This is a genomic window from Paucidesulfovibrio longus DSM 6739, from assembly GCF_000420485.1.
Classification (GTDB): Bacteria; Desulfobacterota; Desulfovibrionia; order Desulfovibrionales; family Desulfovibrionaceae; genus Paucidesulfovibrio; species Paucidesulfovibrio longus.
The window spans coordinates 142,452-158,931 of record NZ_ATVA01000011.1 but is presented as its reverse complement, the minus strand read 5'-3'; the positions used below and the strand labels follow the sequence as shown (position 1 = coordinate 158,931).

At 64.2% G+C, this 16,480-nt stretch carries 14 protein-coding genes; 7 read left to right on the top strand and 7 right to left on the bottom strand.

Going from position 1 to position 16,480, the window contains the following annotated elements; genetic code table 11:
• Positions 1–18: 18 nt before the first annotated feature.
• The 3 genes from G452_RS0102435 to G452_RS0102425 form a co-directional block, all read right to left on the bottom strand.
• Positions 19–1,050: a branched-chain amino acid ABC transporter permease gene (locus G452_RS0102435; protein ID WP_022660668.1), complete on the bottom strand. Its 1,032-nt coding sequence runs from the start codon at positions 1,048–1,050 to the stop codon at positions 19–21.
• Between the two features lie 28 nt (positions 1,051–1,078).
• The gene (locus G452_RS0102430; protein ID WP_022660667.1) at positions 1,079–1,987 is read right to left on the bottom strand and encodes a branched-chain amino acid ABC transporter permease; all 909 of its coding nucleotides are present in this window, start codon (positions 1,985–1,987) and stop codon (positions 1,079–1,081) included.
• 110 nt (positions 1,988–2,097) lie between these two features.
• Positions 2,098–3,282 carry an ABC transporter substrate-binding protein gene (locus G452_RS0102425; RefSeq protein ID WP_022660666.1) on the bottom strand — a complete coding sequence of 395 codons (1,185 nt, stop codon included), beginning with the start codon at positions 3,280–3,282 and terminating at the stop codon, positions 2,098–2,100.
• A gap of 263 nt (positions 3,283–3,545) precedes the next feature.
• Between G452_RS0102425 and G452_RS0102420 the strand changes: the two genes are divergently transcribed.
• Positions 3,546–4,169: a D-sedoheptulose 7-phosphate isomerase gene (locus G452_RS0102420; protein WP_022660665.1), complete on the top strand. Its 624-nt coding sequence runs from the start codon at positions 3,546–3,548 to the stop codon at positions 4,167–4,169.
• Between the two features lie 162 nt (positions 4,170–4,331).
• Here G452_RS0102420 and G452_RS17725 read toward each other — a convergent pair whose 3' ends face one another.
• Positions 4,332–4,697, bottom strand: coding sequence for a hypothetical protein (locus G452_RS17725; protein WP_022660664.1), 366 nt, complete (start codon positions 4,695–4,697; stop codon positions 4,332–4,334).
• A gap of 104 nt (positions 4,698–4,801) precedes the next feature.
• On the opposite strand from G452_RS17725, the gene G452_RS0102410 reads away from it, so the two are divergent.
• Together G452_RS0102410 and G452_RS17720 are read left to right on the top strand one after the other, a co-directional pair.
• A complete protein-coding gene (locus G452_RS0102410; protein ID WP_022660663.1) occupies positions 4,802–5,206 on the top strand; it encodes a hypothetical protein in 405 nt (134 codons plus the stop codon).
• Positions 5,207–5,354: 148 nt separating this feature from the next.
• Complete coding sequence (locus G452_RS17720; protein WP_162141264.1) at positions 5,355–8,087, top strand: sensor domain-containing protein; 2,733 nt, start codon at positions 5,355–5,357, stop codon at positions 8,085–8,087.
• Between the two features lie 23 nt (positions 8,088–8,110).
• Here the strand turns inward: G452_RS17720 and G452_RS17715 are convergent, their stop codons facing one another.
• Complete coding sequence (locus G452_RS17715) at positions 8,111–8,986, bottom strand: rhomboid family intramembrane serine protease (RefSeq protein WP_022660661.1); 876 nt, start codon at positions 8,984–8,986, stop codon at positions 8,111–8,113.
• Between the two features lie 275 nt (positions 8,987–9,261).
• Between G452_RS17715 and nagZ the strand changes: the two genes are divergently transcribed.
• Entirely contained in the window at positions 9,262–10,401 is a 1,140-nt protein-coding gene (gene nagZ, locus G452_RS0102395) for a beta-N-acetylhexosaminidase (RefSeq protein ID WP_022660660.1), read from the top strand.
• 169 nt (positions 10,402–10,570) lie between these two features.
• Here nagZ and G452_RS0102390 read toward each other — a convergent pair whose 3' ends face one another.
• Positions 10,571–11,914, bottom strand: coding sequence for a TrpB-like pyridoxal phosphate-dependent enzyme (locus G452_RS0102390; RefSeq protein WP_022660659.1), 1,344 nt, complete (start codon positions 11,912–11,914; stop codon positions 10,571–10,573).
• An 808-nt stretch (positions 11,915–12,722) separates the two neighbouring features.
• Here G452_RS0102390 and icd point away from each other — a divergent pair.
• Genes icd through G452_RS0102375 form a run of 3 tightly spaced genes read left to right on the top strand, consistent with a single transcriptional unit; the run spans position 12,723 to position 15,361 of the window.
• Positions 12,723–13,874, top strand: coding sequence for an NADP-dependent isocitrate dehydrogenase (icd, locus tag G452_RS0102385; RefSeq protein WP_022660658.1), 1,152 nt, complete (start codon positions 12,723–12,725; stop codon positions 13,872–13,874).
• A 39-nt stretch (positions 13,875–13,913) separates the two neighbouring features.
• Entirely contained in the window at positions 13,914–14,576 is a 663-nt protein-coding gene (locus G452_RS17710; RefSeq protein WP_022660657.1) for an ABC transporter ATP-binding protein, read from the top strand.
• Positions 14,573–15,361, top strand: a complete 789-nt coding sequence (locus G452_RS0102375; RefSeq protein WP_022660656.1) for an ABC transporter permease — start codon at positions 14,573–14,575, stop codon at positions 15,359–15,361. Before G452_RS17710 ends, G452_RS0102375 begins: the two co-directional genes overlap by 4 nt.
• Before the next feature lie 31 nt (positions 15,362–15,392).
• Here the strand turns inward: G452_RS0102375 and G452_RS0102370 are convergent, their stop codons facing one another.
• Positions 15,393–16,472: an ADP-ribosylglycohydrolase family protein gene (locus G452_RS0102370; protein ID WP_022660655.1), complete on the bottom strand. Its 1,080-nt coding sequence runs from the start codon at positions 16,470–16,472 to the stop codon at positions 15,393–15,395.
• Positions 16,473–16,480: the final 8 nt, after the last annotated feature.

The following is a 16,480-nucleotide window of genomic DNA, read 5'->3' as shown; positions in this document are numbered from 1 at the left end:
TGCTCTCTCCAGACGGGTTTACTTGAACCGGCAATACTTCCGCAGCTTCGGGAAGATGTCGGTGAGTTCCTTGTTGCCCATGATTCCTTCGGGCCGGAACTGCATCAGCAGGACCAGCGTCAGCGGGATGATCACCCATTTGAGGATCTGGAGCGGCCGAAGCAGTTCCAGCAGGAAGGTGAAGAATACCGCGGAGAGCACCGCGCCGGAGAGCGAGCCCATGCCGCCGAGGTAGACCATGACCATGGCCTCGGTGGACTTGAGGATGTTGAAGGACTGGGGGTTCACGTAGCCGACCACGTGGGCGAAGAGTCCGCCCGCCATGCCGCAGAGGCCGGAAGAGAGCATGAAGGTCACGAGCTTCACCTTGTTGGTGTTCACGCTCATGATCTCGGCGGCGATCTCGTCCTGGCAGATGGCGTTGACGCCCTTGCCGAAGGTGGAGGAGATGTAGCGGCGGATCATCACCACGCAGAAGATGGTTCCGATGGCCACGAAGATCATCATCCAGGGGATGTCGGCCACGTCGTACATGGCCTTGACCACCTTCTTCATGCCCATGAAGCCGCGCGGCCCGCCGATGATGTCCAGGTTCTCGATGCCGGAGATGACCATGTAGTTCACGGCGATGGTGATGATGGCCAGGTAGTCTCCGCGTGTCTTGAACGAAGGCAGGGCCACGAGGATGCCCGCCAGGGCCGCCACCACGCCGCCCACCAGGACGGAAATGGGGAAGACCAGGACGGACAGCTGGGGCGGCAGCAGCGGGTCGCCGAGGATGCCGTTGGGCACCAGCAGGAGCACGGTGGTCAGCGACGAGACGTAGGCCCCGACGCAGAGGAACGCGGCGTGGCCGCAGGAGAATTCGCCCATGTTTCCGTTCACCAGGTTCAGGCTCGTGGCGATCATGATGTTGATGCCCATGAACATCATGACGGACTGGACGTAGAGGTTGATCATCTTGAACTGCGCCAGCATGATGAGCAGGACGCAGCCCGAAATCACCGCAAGGGTGAAAGCGTTTCTTTGAAGCTTGTTGCCGATTTCCATGGAGTCGTATCCCTTCGCGTTGCGGTCGTCAGATCTTCTGGTGCCTGGCCCGGCCGAAAAGTCCCGTGGGCTTGGCCCAGAGGATCATCAGCAGGATGGTGAAGGCGAAGAGATCCCGCATCGTGGACGGGAAGACCGCCACCACGCCGATCTCGATGAAGCCGAGCAGAAATCCGCCCACAAAGGCTCCCCGGATATCGCCGATGCCGCCCACGACAGCCGCGATGAAGGCTTTCCAGCCGATCAGCGCGCCCATGTAGGGTTCGAGCACGGGATAGCTCATGGCGAACAGCAGACCCGCAAGGCCCGCGAAGCCGGAACCGAGGATGAAGGTGAACACGATGATGGTGTCCACCGGGATGCCCATGAGGGGGATGGCGAACTTGTCGTAGGAGATGCCGCGCATGGCCATGCCGATCTTGGTGCGCGTGACCACGAAGTGCAGGAAGAGGAAGACCAGGATGGCGGCCACGATGACGATGAGCTTGATGTTCGTCACGGAGACGTCGCCGAAGCGGTAGACCGTGGTTTCCAGCAGTTCGGGAAATTTTTTGCGGCTCGCGCCGAGGAGGGCGAGGTTGCCGTTTTCCAGGATCAGGCCGCACATGAGCGCGGTGATGACCACATAGAGCCGGTGCGCGCCCTTGCGCCGCAGAGGCCTGTAGGCGATGCGCTCCAGGGTCACGCCCACGCAGGCGGTCAGGATCATGGTCAGGGGCACGGCCAGCGCCAGCGCCACGCCCGGTGCCAGTCCCATGGTTCCGAGCAGAGTGATGACGACGAAGAAGGCGATGTAGGCGCCGACCATGAAGATGTCGCCGTGGGCGAAGTTGATCAGCAGCAGCACGCCGTACACCAGGGTGTAGCCCAGGGCGATGAGGGCGTAGAAGCTGCCCCACTGCAGCGCGTTGATGATGTTCTGGATGAGGACTTCCACGTATGTCGTTCCTTTAGCCGGCGACTCCGAAACCGGGCCGCCGGGACGATGCTCGTGCACAAGGAGAGCGGGGGCCCGGGGGCCCCCGCTCCGATAATCGGATGATCAGCTTACGGGCAGACGGACTCTGCGAACTCGAAAGCGCCTTCGTCGGAGATTCTGACGACCACGGCGCACTTGATCGGGTCGCCCTGCTCGTCGAACTTCATGGTGCCGGTGACGCCGGCGAACTCGGCGATGTTGCCCAGGCCGTCCTTGATGGCGGTGCGCTGGGCCTTCAGATCCGCGGGCCACTCGTTCAGGCCCTGGATGGCCTGGAGCACGAGACGGGTGGCGTCCCAGGTCAGGGCGGCCACGTCGTCAGGGGTGTAGCCGTACTTTTCCTTGTAGCGGTCGATGAAGACCTTGGTGTCGCCCTTGGCGCCGGCAGCGGCGTAGTGGGTCGAGAAGTACTGGCCCTTGCAGTCGTCGCCGCAAAGCTCCATCAGTTCGGCGGAACCCCAGGCGTCGGAACCCATGAAGGGGCCCTGCCAGCCGAGGTCGTGGGCCTGCTTCACGATCAGCGCGACCTGGTTGTAGTTGTCGGGCACGAAGATGAAGTCAGGAGCGGCGCCGATGATGGTGGTCAGCTGCGCGGAGAAGTCCTGGTCCTTGGTGCCGTGGGACTCGAAGGCCACGACGGTGCCGTCGCCCATCTTCTTTTCCCATTCCTGCTTGAAGATCTCGGCCAGCCCCTTGGAATAGTCGTTGGAGATGTCGAAGATGACCGCGGCGGTCTTGGCGCCGAAGGTCTTGGCCGCGAAGTTCACGGCCACCGGGCCCTGGAACGGATCCAGGAACGCGGCGCGGAAGACCCACGGACGGTCCTTGGTGGTGTCCGGGTTGGTGGACCAGGGGGAAATCATCGGGGTCTCGTTGTCGTTGGCGGTGCCGCCGGCGGGCACGGCCTGCTTGGACGAGTTGGGGCCGATGATGGCGACGACGCCGTCCTGGTCGATGAGCTTCAGCGCGGCGTTGACCGCGGACTCGGCCTTGGACTCGTTGTCCTCGTAGACGAACTCGAGGGTGTACTTCTTGCCGCCGACAGTGATGCCGCCCTGGGAATTCACGTCTTCCTTGAGCATCTCGGCCGCGAACTTGGAAGCCTCGCCCACCTTGGGGATGTCGCCGGTCAGCGGGATGTTGAAGCCGATCTTGATGACGTTGCTATCTTCGGAGCCACAGCCGGACAGCATGAACGCAGCCAGGACCACAGCGGCCGCCACGTAGGCGGCGCGTTTAAGGAACCGTTTCATCAACTCCTCCTCTTCTGGTGAACACATTCGTTTGAACTGTTGACACGGATGGAACGATGTAACGCAATTCAGTGTCGAAAGGAAGCGATTTTCAAACTTTACAATTTTGCAATTCTGCTTGTTCTCCTTTGACGACAATGTGTTCTGCAAGGAGGCCGCCCTGTCTCGCCCCTTGCCCACCGCCAGCCTTTGGGATAGGAGTCGGCCTTTGCGGCATGTGTGCTGTCATTCGACCAACCCGGCATTCAAACCGAGGATATATCATGAGCAAGAGCGCACTGGAAAAGGTTCGCAGCCATGCGGAGGCCGGTCTTCGCGCACGGGAACGCTTCTTCGCCGAGCAGTCCGAACTGCTGGTGGACACCGCCCGAACCTTCGCCGTCTGCCTGGCCAAGGGCGGCAAGATTCTTTTCTGCGGCAACGGCGGCTCCGCCGCGGACAGCCAGCATCTCGCGGCTGAATTCGTGAACCGTTTCAAGCTGGAACGCCCGCCCCTGCCCGCCATTGCCCTGACCACGGACACCTCGATCATCACGGCCATCGGCAACGATTACGGCTTCAACCAGATCTTCGAAAAGCAGGTCCAGGCCCTGGGCAATCCCGGCGACATCCTGGTGGGCATCTCCACTTCGGGCGGCAGCCCCAACGTGCTCGCAGCCCTGCGCGAGGCCCGCCGCCGCAACATGACCACCGTGGGCATGACCGGCGAACGCGGCGGAGAAATGGCGTCCCTCTCGGACACGCTCATCGCCGCCCCCACCGCCGACACCCCGGTAATACAGGAGATCCACATCGCGGCCGGGCACATTCTCTGCCACCTCGTGGACCACTTCCTGTTCGAATCGGTCATGGAATTGAATCCGTACCTGCATGCAGACGAGATCTGACTTTCCAAAAAGAAAGTTTCAGGCCCGGCATCTCTGAAGCGGAAAAATTGCAAGGCCGAATTTACTTTTTTAGCAAAAACCAGCCACGGACCCGGCATCAAAAAAAAGCGCACGCAGATTCTTCTGCGTGCGCTTTTTTTTGCGAGCTTTAGTATATGTAGGTCAGAACCGTTCGCGCGCCACGCGCATGCGCAGCCCCTTGGCCCGCAGCCGCTCGGCCACGCGCTCGGCCCGGTCCTGGGTCGGCAGGGTCGTGATCACCAACTGCACGCAATCATCCTCGTCCCAGACCCAGATCAGTTCCGGCAGCATGATGCCCGCCTGTTCCACCTCGGCCCGCAGCCGATCGCGCAACACGTCTCTCTCCGCAAGGGCCGCGTCGCCGAAGGGTTCTCCGCAGGCCAAAACCCACCATCCGTAGTCCTGCTCCGTTTCTTCGGGCCGGGCGTAGCGACGCCGGACCGCCGAGATGAGCCTGCGGATGCTCGCCTCAAGATATTTGGCTTCGCGCTCGATATCCATGCGCATATCATCTTCCCGTTGCTGCATTGTCGCAGGATATCCGAGGCCCCACCCCGCTGACAAGCGCTTTGCGCCCTTGTTCGCGCCACTGAAACGGTGTAGCTTTCCGCATGCTCGGCGGAAAGCGCTCCCGTCCCTTCCTGCGCGACGTTCTGGCCGTGGCCGGGACGATTCTCGTTCTCTGGCTGCTCTCCAGGATACCATACGGACTCCTGCGCGAGGAGCGCGTCCGCGCCTTTGGCGAAGCCAGGACGACCGCCTGGGTTCTGGAAAGAATCCCTCGGCGCAGCGGGGATCCGGCCTGGCGGCTGCGCGTGCGCTATCGCGGCCCGGACGGCCGAGCCCGCGAAACGATCGTCCCCGTTCCTCAGGACTTCTGGAGCGCAAGCGTTCCGGGCAGCGGGGTCGAAGGCTTCGTCGCCCGGGCGGACCCCTCGCTTTGCCGTCTTTCCGGACAAATCGAGGAACCCTTCCGGGTCTGGCTCAGGAGCATGCTCGAAAACGAGGAACCGTGACCGTTGTGCCGCGTGCCATGATTATGTATAACCCGCAGGTTCCCTGTACACCCCATGTCGCGCAAGGCCGCAACGGATGATGAAAAGCGAAACGAGCACCCCTCCCGCGAAAGAGGAACGAAAAGCAAGACGGTCGTTGTCCCAGGACATGACCATATCGCTCATTTTGCTGATCGCCCTGGTCATGCTCGTCCTTTTCGCAGCCGGATACTACTTCCGCTCCGAAGACATGCGCCGCGAAATCGACGCCACGGCCGACGAATACGCCTCCAATCTGGCCGACATACTGGCCGTGCCCCTCTGGACCTTCGATGAAAACGGCATCCGCCAGGCGGGCAGCGTCTTCACCCAGAACGAGCAGGTCGCCTCGGTCCGCATCGAGGACCATCGGGGCCGCGTGCTCTTCGAGCTGATCAAGGCGCCGGACGGCGCAGACCGCGTGGAGCGCGTCCGCCCCATTCTCTTCGAGAACCAGCGCATCGGCACCGCGCGCATCACCCTGACCCTGGCTCCCTACAAGCGCAGCCTGCGGGTCTTCACCGTGACCATGGTAGCCGCGTTCGGCGGCGTGGTCGTGGTGCTCGCCCTGGCCACGGGCCTGTTCCTGCGGGTCTTCCTGGCCCGCCCCTTCCGGGAGTTGCGGCAGGGCATGAACCTGCTGGCGGACGGACGCTTTTCCGACGACTTCAAGCAGCCCCACCACCGCGAGCTTGAAGAGATCATGATCGAGTTCCGGGGCATGGCCAGCCGGGTCCAGTCGCGAGAATCCGCCCTGGAGGCCGAAGTCCTCGAACGGGAAAAGGCCCAGGAACGCTACGCCCTGGCCGTGCGCGGCGCCAACGACGGCATCTGGGACTGGGATCTCTACACCGACGAGGTCTATTACTCGCCGCGCTGGAAGGAAATCATCGGCTTTGCCGAACGCGAATTCCCGGCCAACGTCGAGGAATGGAAGAAGCGCATCCACCCCGACGATCTGGAGGCCGTGGTCAACGCGCACCAGAGCCTCATGGCCGGGATCATGGATGAGATGAACCTGGAATACCGCCTGCGCCACAAGCACGGCTCCTACCGCTGGGTGCATGCGCGCGGCGCGAGCCTCAAGGACGAATCCGGCGAACCGCTGCGCATCGCCGGGGCCATCACGGACGTGACCCAGCGCAAGCAGGCCGAAAGCCAGCTGCGGAAAAGCGAGGAAATGTACCGCTCGCTCATCGAGACCACGTCCGAGGGCTACCTCATGCTCGACCGGGACGCCGTCATCCGGGGAACGAACAAGGCCTTCCGCGACATGCTCGGCTACTCGCGCATCGAGATCGAGGGCCGCACCCCCATGGACTTCATGGAGCACGGCGACGCGCGCCTGTTCCGCAATCTCCTGGCCCAGCGCGTCAACTCCCCCCATCAGCAGGGCGAGTTCACCTTCCACCGCAAGGAAGGCGACGACGTCAACGTCCTGGCCAGCGCCACGACCATGTTCGATTCCAGCGGCGAGGTGAAGGGCTGCTTCGTGCTCTTCACGGACATCACGGAACGCAAGCGCATGGAGAACCAGCTCCGGCACCAGGCCATGCACGACCCGCTCACCGGGCTGGCAAACCGGACCCTGTGCATGGACCGGCTGACCAGGGCGCTGGAACGCGCCCGCCGCCGGGGCAACTACAACTTCGCGCTCATCTTCGTGGACCTCGACCGCTTCAAGATCATCAACGACAGCCTCGGCCACAACGTGGGCGACGTGGTGCTCATCGAAGTCTCTCGACGCCTTGAGGAGAGCGTGCGCGAGCTGGACACGGTTTCCCGTTTCGGCGGCGACGAATTCATCGTCCTGCTGGAAGAGCTCCAGTCCCCGCGCATGGCCATTCAGGTCGTCAAGCGCATGCGGAGCAGGCTCCGCCGCCCCTACAACCTCGCGGGACACGAAATCCAGATTTCCGCCAGCCTCGGCATCGTGCTCGGACCTGTCGATGCGCAGCACGCCGAGGACGTCCTGCGCTATTCGAACCTGGCCATGCACCGCGCCAAGGCCACGGGCCGGGACCGCTTCAAGGTCTTCAGCAACCGGCTGCTCGAGCACGCCGTCCAGTTGATGACCCTGGAAAACGACATGGACACGGCCATGGCCGAGGGACAATTCTTCCTGAACTACCAGCCCATAGTGCAGCTCAAGGGGAAAAAGCGGGTCTTCGCCTTCGAGGCCCTGGCCCGCTGGATGCACCCGGAACGCGGCCTCATCTCGCCCATGGAGTTCATCGCCGTGGCCGAGGAAACGGGCCAGATCACCGACCTGGGCCTCTGGGTGCTGCACGAGGCCTGCGCGACCATGGCCCGCTGGCGCAAGACCCTGCCCGCGGCCCAGGACATCTTCCTGAGCGTGAACATCTCCGGGAAACAGTTCGCCCAGTCCGACCTGATCGGCAAGATTCGGCGCATCCTCAATGAAACCAAGATGCCCGCCGACCGGCTCAAGCTGGAAATCACGGAAACGGCGATCATGCAGAACGCGGTCCAGGCCACCAACACGCTGCGCATGCTCAAGGAACTCGGCATCACCCTGGCCGTGGACGATTTCGGCACGGGCTACTCCTCCATGAGCTACCTGCAAAAGCTGCCCCTGGACCATCTCAAGATCGATCTCAGCTTTGTGCAGGCGCTGGACACCGGCCCGGAAAACGTGGAAATCGTCAAGGCCATCATCAACCTCGCCCACACCCTCGGCCTGGAAGTGGTCGCGGAAGGCGTGGAGCGGCCCCAGCACCAGCGCACCCTCATGGAACTCGGCTGCGAATACTACCAGGGCTATCTCTACTCCCGCCCCGTTTCCGCGGGGGAGGCCGAGCACTTCATCCAGCATCAGGAAGAGCTTTTCCCCGTCGATTAGACGCCGGACCCGTTCCCTTCACCTCATGACGGCGCCGCTGCCAGCGCCCAGATCCAGGCCAGCGCCGGGATCAGGACCGCTGCGCACCAGCAGAGAAACCCGCCCCAGGCGGGCGGCTTGCCCGTGCGTCGCAAGACCAGCCCCGCAGGCAGCCCCAGAGCCAGCCCCGCCGCGAAGCCGAAAAGATGCGCTCCCAGGTCCGTGTTTTCCCCGCCGGAACCGAGCATGGCCAGCAGGCCGAGCCCAGCGCCCACGGGAACCAGCGTGCGCAGCAGCCCCCCGCGCCCCTCGAGCACGCCCTGGGCTGCCAAGAGCCCCGCAGCCGCGAAAACCGCAGTGGAAAAACCGATGGAATCGTGCGGCGGCCCCAGCGCCAGCGTATTGCAGAGATTGCCGAGCACTCCGCCGAGAAAGGCCAGGAGCATGGCCAGTCCGCAGCCCAGACGGCGGCAGGCCAGACTGACGAAGAGCGTCCCCACCACGACGTTGCCCAGGATGTGCGGCCCGTCCGCGTGCAAGGTCAGGGACGTGGCCAGCCGCCACCATTCTCCAGAGAGGATCGGCCCGGCATCGGCGCTGCCCTGCTCCAGCATCAGCAGCGGGTAGAGATTCAGGCTCGGATGGGGCCGGATGGAAAAGGCGTGGAACGCCGCCAAGGCAAGGCCATACAACGCTGCCGGGACGATCTCCGTCGCGCCTGGCAAGGGCGGGGGCGGCGGGGGAGCGGTCTTTTCACGGTTTTCATCGCGCCAGAGCCGCACCTCGCGCGCGGCCCGCTCGGCGTCCATGCGCCGGACCTGCACGGTCCAGCCAAGCCCAGCCCGCCGCAAACGGCAGGGAATCCTCCGAGCCTCCAGAACCAGCGCGAAAAGCCGCGCCGTCTCGGAATCGAGACACACATCCGGCTTGCTCTCCGGGGAGCGTTCAGGAGACGTCGCCGCTCCTGCGGCATCCCCTTCCCGTACCGCGTCCGGAAGACTTGGCGCGGTCTCCTGCGGAGCCGGACATTCCAGATCCGCCCAAAGCGGCGGGCGGCGGCGCATGGCTGTCGTACGTCGAAAAAAGGTCGGCATGGGGAGGCAGTGTAGCGCAAGCCCTACGAGGAGCAAAGGAAAACCGGCTCTACGACCTTTGCGCCCTTCCCCTTGTCCCCGGCCGGTGCTACATCCCTGCCATGCCCGACATCACCCGCCGCACCCTGCTCCGTCTGCTTGCCGCGCTCCCGGCCGCGCTGCCGCTCTGCGCCTGTCTCCCCAAACATGTGAACGCGGCCTCGCCGGAAGAACGGCTGCGCCGCGCCCTGGGGCAATTGCTGCTGGTGGGATTCCGGGGGACGGATGCCCCGGAGGGGTCGCCCCAGGCGCGGGACCTCGCCGAACTCAACGTGGCCGGACTTGTGCTGTTCGATTACGACACCGTGCTCAAGCAATACGGGCGCAACATACAAAGCCCGGAGCAGCTCGCCCGGCTGACCGCGCAACTGCGAAAGCTCTCGGCAACGCCGCCCCTGCTGGCCGTGGACCAGGAAGGCGGACGCGTGCAGCGGCTCAAGCAGCGCTATGGATTTCTGGAAACGCCCTCCGCCGCCGCCCTCGGCCTGGCCGGGGCCGACACCTCCGCCACCCTGGCGGCCGGGCGCGACGTGGGCGCGCAGCTCGCGCGCATGGGTCTGAACGTGGACTTCGCTCCAGTGCTCGACGTGAACCGCAACCCGCACAGCCCGGCCATCGGCGCTGTGGACCGCAGCTTTTCCGCCGATCCGGCCCTGGTCGCGGCGCACGGGGCGGCCTTTGCGCGCGGCCTGCGCTCCCAGGGCGTGCTCACCTGCGTCAAGCATTTCCCCGGCCACGGCTCCGCGCGCGAGGACAGCCATCTCGGCCTGCCGGACGTTACCGGGCTCTGGTCGCCCGTGGAACTCGAGCCCTTCCGCGAGCTCATCCGCGCAAACCTGGCCGACATGGTCATGACCGCGCACCTCTTCAACAGCGAATGGGACGACGTCCCGGCCTCGCTCTCGCAGCGCGTCATCGGCGGCATGCTGCGCCGCGACCTCGGCTTCGACGGCGTGGTGGTCAGCGACGACCTGAACATGGAAGCCGTGGCCGGACGCTACGGCCTGGAAGAAGCCATGCTCATGGCCCTGGACGCGGGCTGCGACCTGCTGCTCTTCGGCAACAACCTGCGCTACGATCCGGACATCGCGCCCAAAGCGCTCGACATACTCTGCCGCAACGCCCTTTCCGGGCGGCTCGCCCCGGACAGGCTGCAACGCAGCTTCGCGCGCATCGCCCGGCTCAAGACGCGGATGCTCTAGACCGGCTCCTGCCCCGCGCCGCCGGGCCATCCGGCACGTCTGTACCCGCTCCCCTCCTGCCCCCCCGTCCTGAACACCCGTGCTGAACGGCCGTGCTGAACGGCCGCATTGAAAAAGGCGGCCCGCTCGCGCAGGCCGCCCCAAAGTCAAGACGATCATCCCTTTGTCACTAGGGAATATCGGGGCAGTCCTTGAGCGCGCTGTCGATATCCTCCTGCGGCAGCTCGAAATTGGTCAGCTTGCCCTGCAGATAGGCGTCGTAGGATGCCAGATCCAGCATGCCGTGGCCGGAATAGAGGAAGACCACGGTTTCGTCCGGACCGGCCTCCTTGGCCACCTCGATGGCCGCCTTGATGGCGTGGGAGGTTTCCGGCGCGGGCAAAAAGCCCTGCGTGCGCAGGAAAAGCTGCGCCGCGTCGAAGCATTCGGTCTGGAAGTAGGCGCGCGCGTCGATGAGCCCCTCCTCCATGAGATTGCAAAGAATCGGCGCGTCGCCGTGATAGCGCAGCCCTCCCGCATGGATGGGCGCGGGCATGAAGGAATGCCCCAGAGTGTGCATCTTCATCAGCGGGGTCAGGCGGGCCATGTCGCCGTAATCGTAGCGATACTGCCCGCGCGTGAGCGTGGGGCAGGCCTTGGGTTCGGAGGCCACGAACTTGATCTTTTCACCGGCGAGCTTGTTCTTGAGGAACGGCAGGACCAGCCCGGCAAAGTTGGATCCGCCGCCCACGCAGCCCACGAGGTAGTCCGGCTTGACGCCGATGGCGGCGAGCTGCTTCTGCGTTTCCAGGCCCACGATGGTCTGGTGGATGAGCACGTGGTTGAGCACGCTGCCCAGGGTGTATTTGGTGTCGTCATGCGTGGCCGCGTCCTCGACCGCCTCGGAAATGGCCAGGCCGAGGCTGCCCTTGCAGCCCGGATCCTTTTCCAGCATGGCCGCGCCGGTGCGCGTGGCCGGGGACGGCGACGGGTGAATGGTCGCGCCGTAGTTGCGGATCAGGATCTGCCGATACGGCTTCATCTCGTAGCTGACCTTGACCATGTACACGGTGCAATCCATGCCGAACTGGCTGCAAGCAAAGGAAAGGGCCGTGCCCCACTGTCCCGCGCCCGTCTCCGTGGAGAGCCGCCGCACGCCTTCCATCTTGTTGTAGTACGCCTGGGGAACCGAGGTGTTCGGCTTGTGCGACCCCGCCGGGGAAACGGACTCGTCCTTGTAATATATCTTGCATTTCGCGCCGATGGCTTTTTCCAGATTGCGCGCCCGCACCAGCGGCGTGGGCCGCCAGAGGCGATAGACGTCCATGACGGGCTGGGGAATGGCGATCCAGGATTCCGCGCTCATCTCCTGCTCGATGAGCGCGTTCGGGAAGATCACGCCGAGCTGTTCCGGCGAAATGGGCTGCCGGGTCTGCGGATCGAGCGGCGGAGCGAGCGGAGTGGGCAGGTCGGGCAAGGGGTTGTACCATTTATCCGGCATTTCGGCTGCGGGCAGGATGATCCTCTCTTCCATGACATTCCTCCTTGGGGTTGACGAAAAGGGCTGCGGTCCCTGGTCCCGCAGCCCTTTTCGCCACCCCCCTCGAAGGGGGAAAGAAAAAACCGCGGGCCTTTGAGCCCGCGGCATTCAAATCAATACATCACCTCGCCGACGGCTCACTTGCTATGCCGCCAGCACCACCAAAAACAGTTGCAGGTGATCTTTTTCATGCCTGATTTTTTATCCGCGCCCGTGATGCTTGTCAAGCGCGGACCGCAAACGGGTTCCGCAGACAAATTCCGCGAAATCGGTCGATTCGCAGCATGCGCGTCGAGTCCGTCGCTGACCAGGCCGCAGGACGCCCGAAGCAGGACATTATCAACCACATCGCCTGCCCATAGATTGTGCACAATGCCCGCTTCGAGGGTCATTTCAAATCGATTTCGCGGGTGGAAACACGCTGAAATCCGCTTCCCCGTCACCTATTTCCCTTCAATTCAGCGCGACGCCGCACCCGCGAACGGCGTATTTCCAAGCTGATTTCCACCACGGAATCATCTTCTCGGCGCATGGATGCACAACCTCCCACGCTCGATTGAATGCCCTTCTCCGTTCATCCGCACGACTCAAAGTCGAATCGCTTCCGTTTCTTCCGCGTCGAGCCGGACATGGCGACGATTATTCGCCGCTGCGCTCGCCCGGCGGCCCGCCTGCGGCAAATCGATCGACTCTCCGCAAGGCGCGGGGTCCGGCTTTCCCTTGCCAACCCGCCCTCCGCCCGGTTAAACACAAGGTCCACGGCGTGCCCGCCGCGCCGCATCCCACTTAGCAGGAGGACGTCTTGGCTCAAAAAACCGTATATTTCATCGAGGGCGACGGCATCGGTCCCGAAGTCTGGGGCGCCGCCAGGCCCGTCATCGACGGGGCTGTTCAAAAAGCCTACGGCAAAAGCAACAAGCTGGTCTGGGAGGAACTCCTCGCGGGGCAGAAGGCCTTCAAGGAAGTGGGCGAGTACCTGCCCCAGGCCACCATGGACGTGCTCGCAGGAGCGGAACTGGCCATGAAAGGCCCCCTCGGCACCCCGGTGGGCAAGGGCTTTCGCAGCCTGAACGTGACCATGCGCCAGGCGTTCGACCTCTATGCCTGCATCCGTCCGATCCGCTATTTCGACGGCATCGAGTCTCCGGTCAAGCACCCTGAAAAGGTGGACATGGTCGTCTTCCGCGAAAACACCGAAGACGTTTATGCGGGCATCGAATACGCTTCCGGCACGCCCGAAGCAAAGCGCCTCATCGATTTTCTGCGCTCCGAGCTCAAGGCCGACGTGGACGCCGCCGCCGGAATCGGCATCAAGCCCATGACCGAGCGCGCCTCCAAGCGTCTGGTGGAAAAGGCAATCCGCTACGCCCTGGACCAGAAGCGCTCCTCCGTGACGCTGGTGCACAAGGGCAACATCATGAAATTCACCGAAGGCGCGTTCATGAACTGGGGCTACGAAGTCGCCCGCGAAAAGTTCGCGGACGAGGTCATGACCGAGGCGGAACTGGAAACCGGAGCCAAGCCCGTGGTCATCAAGGACCGCATCGCGGACGCCATGTTCCAGGCCGTGCTCCAGGCTCCGCAGGACTACGACATCATCGCCACGACGAACCTCAACGGCGACTACATCTCCGACGCCCTGGCCGCCCAGGTGGGCGGGCTCGGACTCGCGCCCGGCGTGAACAAGTCGGACACCCTTTCCCTGTATGAAGCGACGCACGGCACGGCCCCGACCATCGCGGGCCGCGACAAGGCCAACCCCGGCAGCCTGATCCTCAGCGGAGCAATGCTCCTGGAGGACATCGGCTGGCACGAGGCCGCCGACTCCATCCGCGGCGCCGTGAACAAGGCCATCGCGGCCAAACGCGTGACAGTGGACTTGGCCATGCAGATCTCCGGCGCGGAAACGGTCGGCTGCAAGGAATTCGGCGAAATTCTGCTCGCCAATCTCTAAGATACGGGGCGGCCTCCGGGCCGCCCTTTCCATGAAGGCATGAGCGATACCCTCTTCGAAATCAAGGATCTGACCTACGGCTATCCGGGCCGGGCCAAGGTCTTTCGCGACGCCTCGGCACGCATCGACAAAGGCGAATTCCTCGTGCTCGAAGGCCCGTCCGGCGCGGGAAAATCCACCTTGCTGCGCCTGCTCTGCCGCCTTGAGGAGCCGGATTCCGGCACGATCCTGCTGCGGGGCGAACCGCTTTCGGCCATGGATCCCGTGCGGCTGCGGCGGCGCGTCTGCTACATCCAGCAGACCCCGACCGTGGTGGAAGGAAGCGTGCGCGCCAACCTGCTCCTGCCCTTCGGGTTCAAAGCCAACAGCGACCTCGCGCGGCCCGGCGACGACGCCCTGCGTGCGCGCCTGCTCGAATTCCTGCTCGACGAAGTGGAACTGGACCAGTCCGCTTCCGCCCTTTCCGTGGGGCAAAAGCAGCGCCTTTGCCTGATCCGCGCCCTGCTTCTCGAACCGGAAGCCATGCTCTTCGACGAACCCACGAGCGCCCTGGACAAGCAGAGCGCCGCCGTGGTCATGGACGCTGCAAAGCGACTCCACAGCGCGGGCGTCGGCGTCATTCTCGTCACCCACGCCGTGGACCACAATGAAATCGACGGGGCCACCGCCCTGCATGTCGGCAAAAAGGGGCTGACGCGATGAACGTCCATCCCGTGGATATCGGCCCGCTGCAACTCGGCGTCGGCCTGCTCTTCATTCTGCTGGCCCAGGGCCTCTCCCTGGTCTACCAGCTCGGCCTCGTGCGCGACCTCACCGTGGGCACGCTGCGCACCTTTGCCCAGCTTTTTCTCATGGGCTACGTGCTGCGCATCGTTTTCGAGGTGAATCTCGCCCTGGTCACGGCCGGCGTGTTCTGCCTGATGCTCGCCACGGCCGTGCATACCGTGCGCGGAAGGGTCAAGGAGAAATCGGTCCCCTTCCTGGCTCCGCTGAGCTTCTCCATGTTCTTCAGCTATTTCATCGTATCGGTGCTCGTCACGGGCGTGGTCATCCAGGCCAAGCCCTGGTGGAATCCCGTCTACTTCATCCCCCTTTCCGGCATGGTGGTCGGCAATTCCATGACGGCCGTGGCCGTGGCCCTGGACCGGCTTTTCTCCAGCCTGCGCGCGCGGCGCAACGAAGTGGAGATGATGCTCAGCCTGGGCGCGGACTACCGCGAGGCCAGCGCGGACATCACCCGCGAGGCCGTGCGGGCCGGGATGATTCCGTCCATCACCTCCATGATGGGCGTGGGGCTGGTGTTCATTCCCGGCATGATGACCGGGCAGATTCTCGCCGGAGCCGACCCGCTCCTGGCCATCCGCTACCAGATCGTGGTCATGCTCATGCTCGTGGCCTCCACGGCCATCGGTTCCATCCTGACCGTGCTCCTGGTGCGCCGCCGTTGTTTCGGCAAGGGCCAGCAGCTCCTGCTCCCTCCGCAATAGACGGATATCCCGACGCGGCTCGCGGCTCCCGTCAGGCGGCAGCCTGCTCCGCAAGCCGCTGCGCCAGCTCCAACAACTCCCCAGCATTCTCCAAGCCGTCCACAAAACGCCTGGGAATGCCGGAAAGCCCCACCTGCGCCCCCACGAGCGCGCCCGTCAGAATGGCGCGGACCTGGTTCTGTCCGCCGCCGTTGACGGCGTGCAGCACGGCGGATTCGAAGTCGTCCGCAAAGCGCGCCGCAAGATAGTACGCCGCCGGAAGCATGTGGTAGATGGCGCAGGGCATGCCGTAGACCAGGGAGACTTTCCAGGCGGGCTCGATGCGGATGTCCGGGTCTGCGGCGGCACTGGCCATGTAGGACGGGGAGAGCAGCGCGTCCGGCGAGGCGAAGCGCCCGACTCGGGACGGCTCCGGCTCGCCCGGCTTGGGCGGTTGGAGATTGTCGCTGGTCACGGCGTGGAAGGGCAGCTCGCCCTTCTTGACCAGATCCATCAGCTTCATGGAGAGCGCTCCGTCCAGCGGTTCGCCCCGCACGAGCATTCCGAGCACGGCCCCATAGGCCACGGTCAGGGAGACCACGACGTCGTCGGCCTGGGTCAAGACGGTGTTCCGGCTGATCGATTCCGCAAGCTTGCCTGGTCTGGCCGCATACCGGATCGCCAAGGCAAGGGTGCGCTCGATGGCTTCGGTGGTGTCGGCGTTTCCGCCGGTCTTGTCCCAGGACAGTCCCTGCCGGACGCGGCGGCGCCAGGTTTCACGGATGGACTGGCTGGTGTAGCCGCCCGGTCCGCTGACGGGCATGCCGTCCAGCAGGGGGAAAAGCTCCTCCTCCAGGCGGCGGCAGAAATCATCCTGATCATAGTCCCCGCGCTCCACCAGCGACCGCACGGTCATTCGCAATATCCAGCCCGATTGCGAAAGCTGTCCGGCGCGCATGCCGTCGTGGTAGCGTCCAGGCTTGGGGTCGGTGTAGCCGTCGATCCAATCGCCGTAGTCGCGGCGCAATTCCTCAAAATCATAATACCAATGCGGTCCCAGGCCGAGCGCGTCGCCGATCCAGGCACCCATGAGCGCTCCGGCAGCACGATCGGTCATTTCCTTGCGAGGCATGTCGTTCC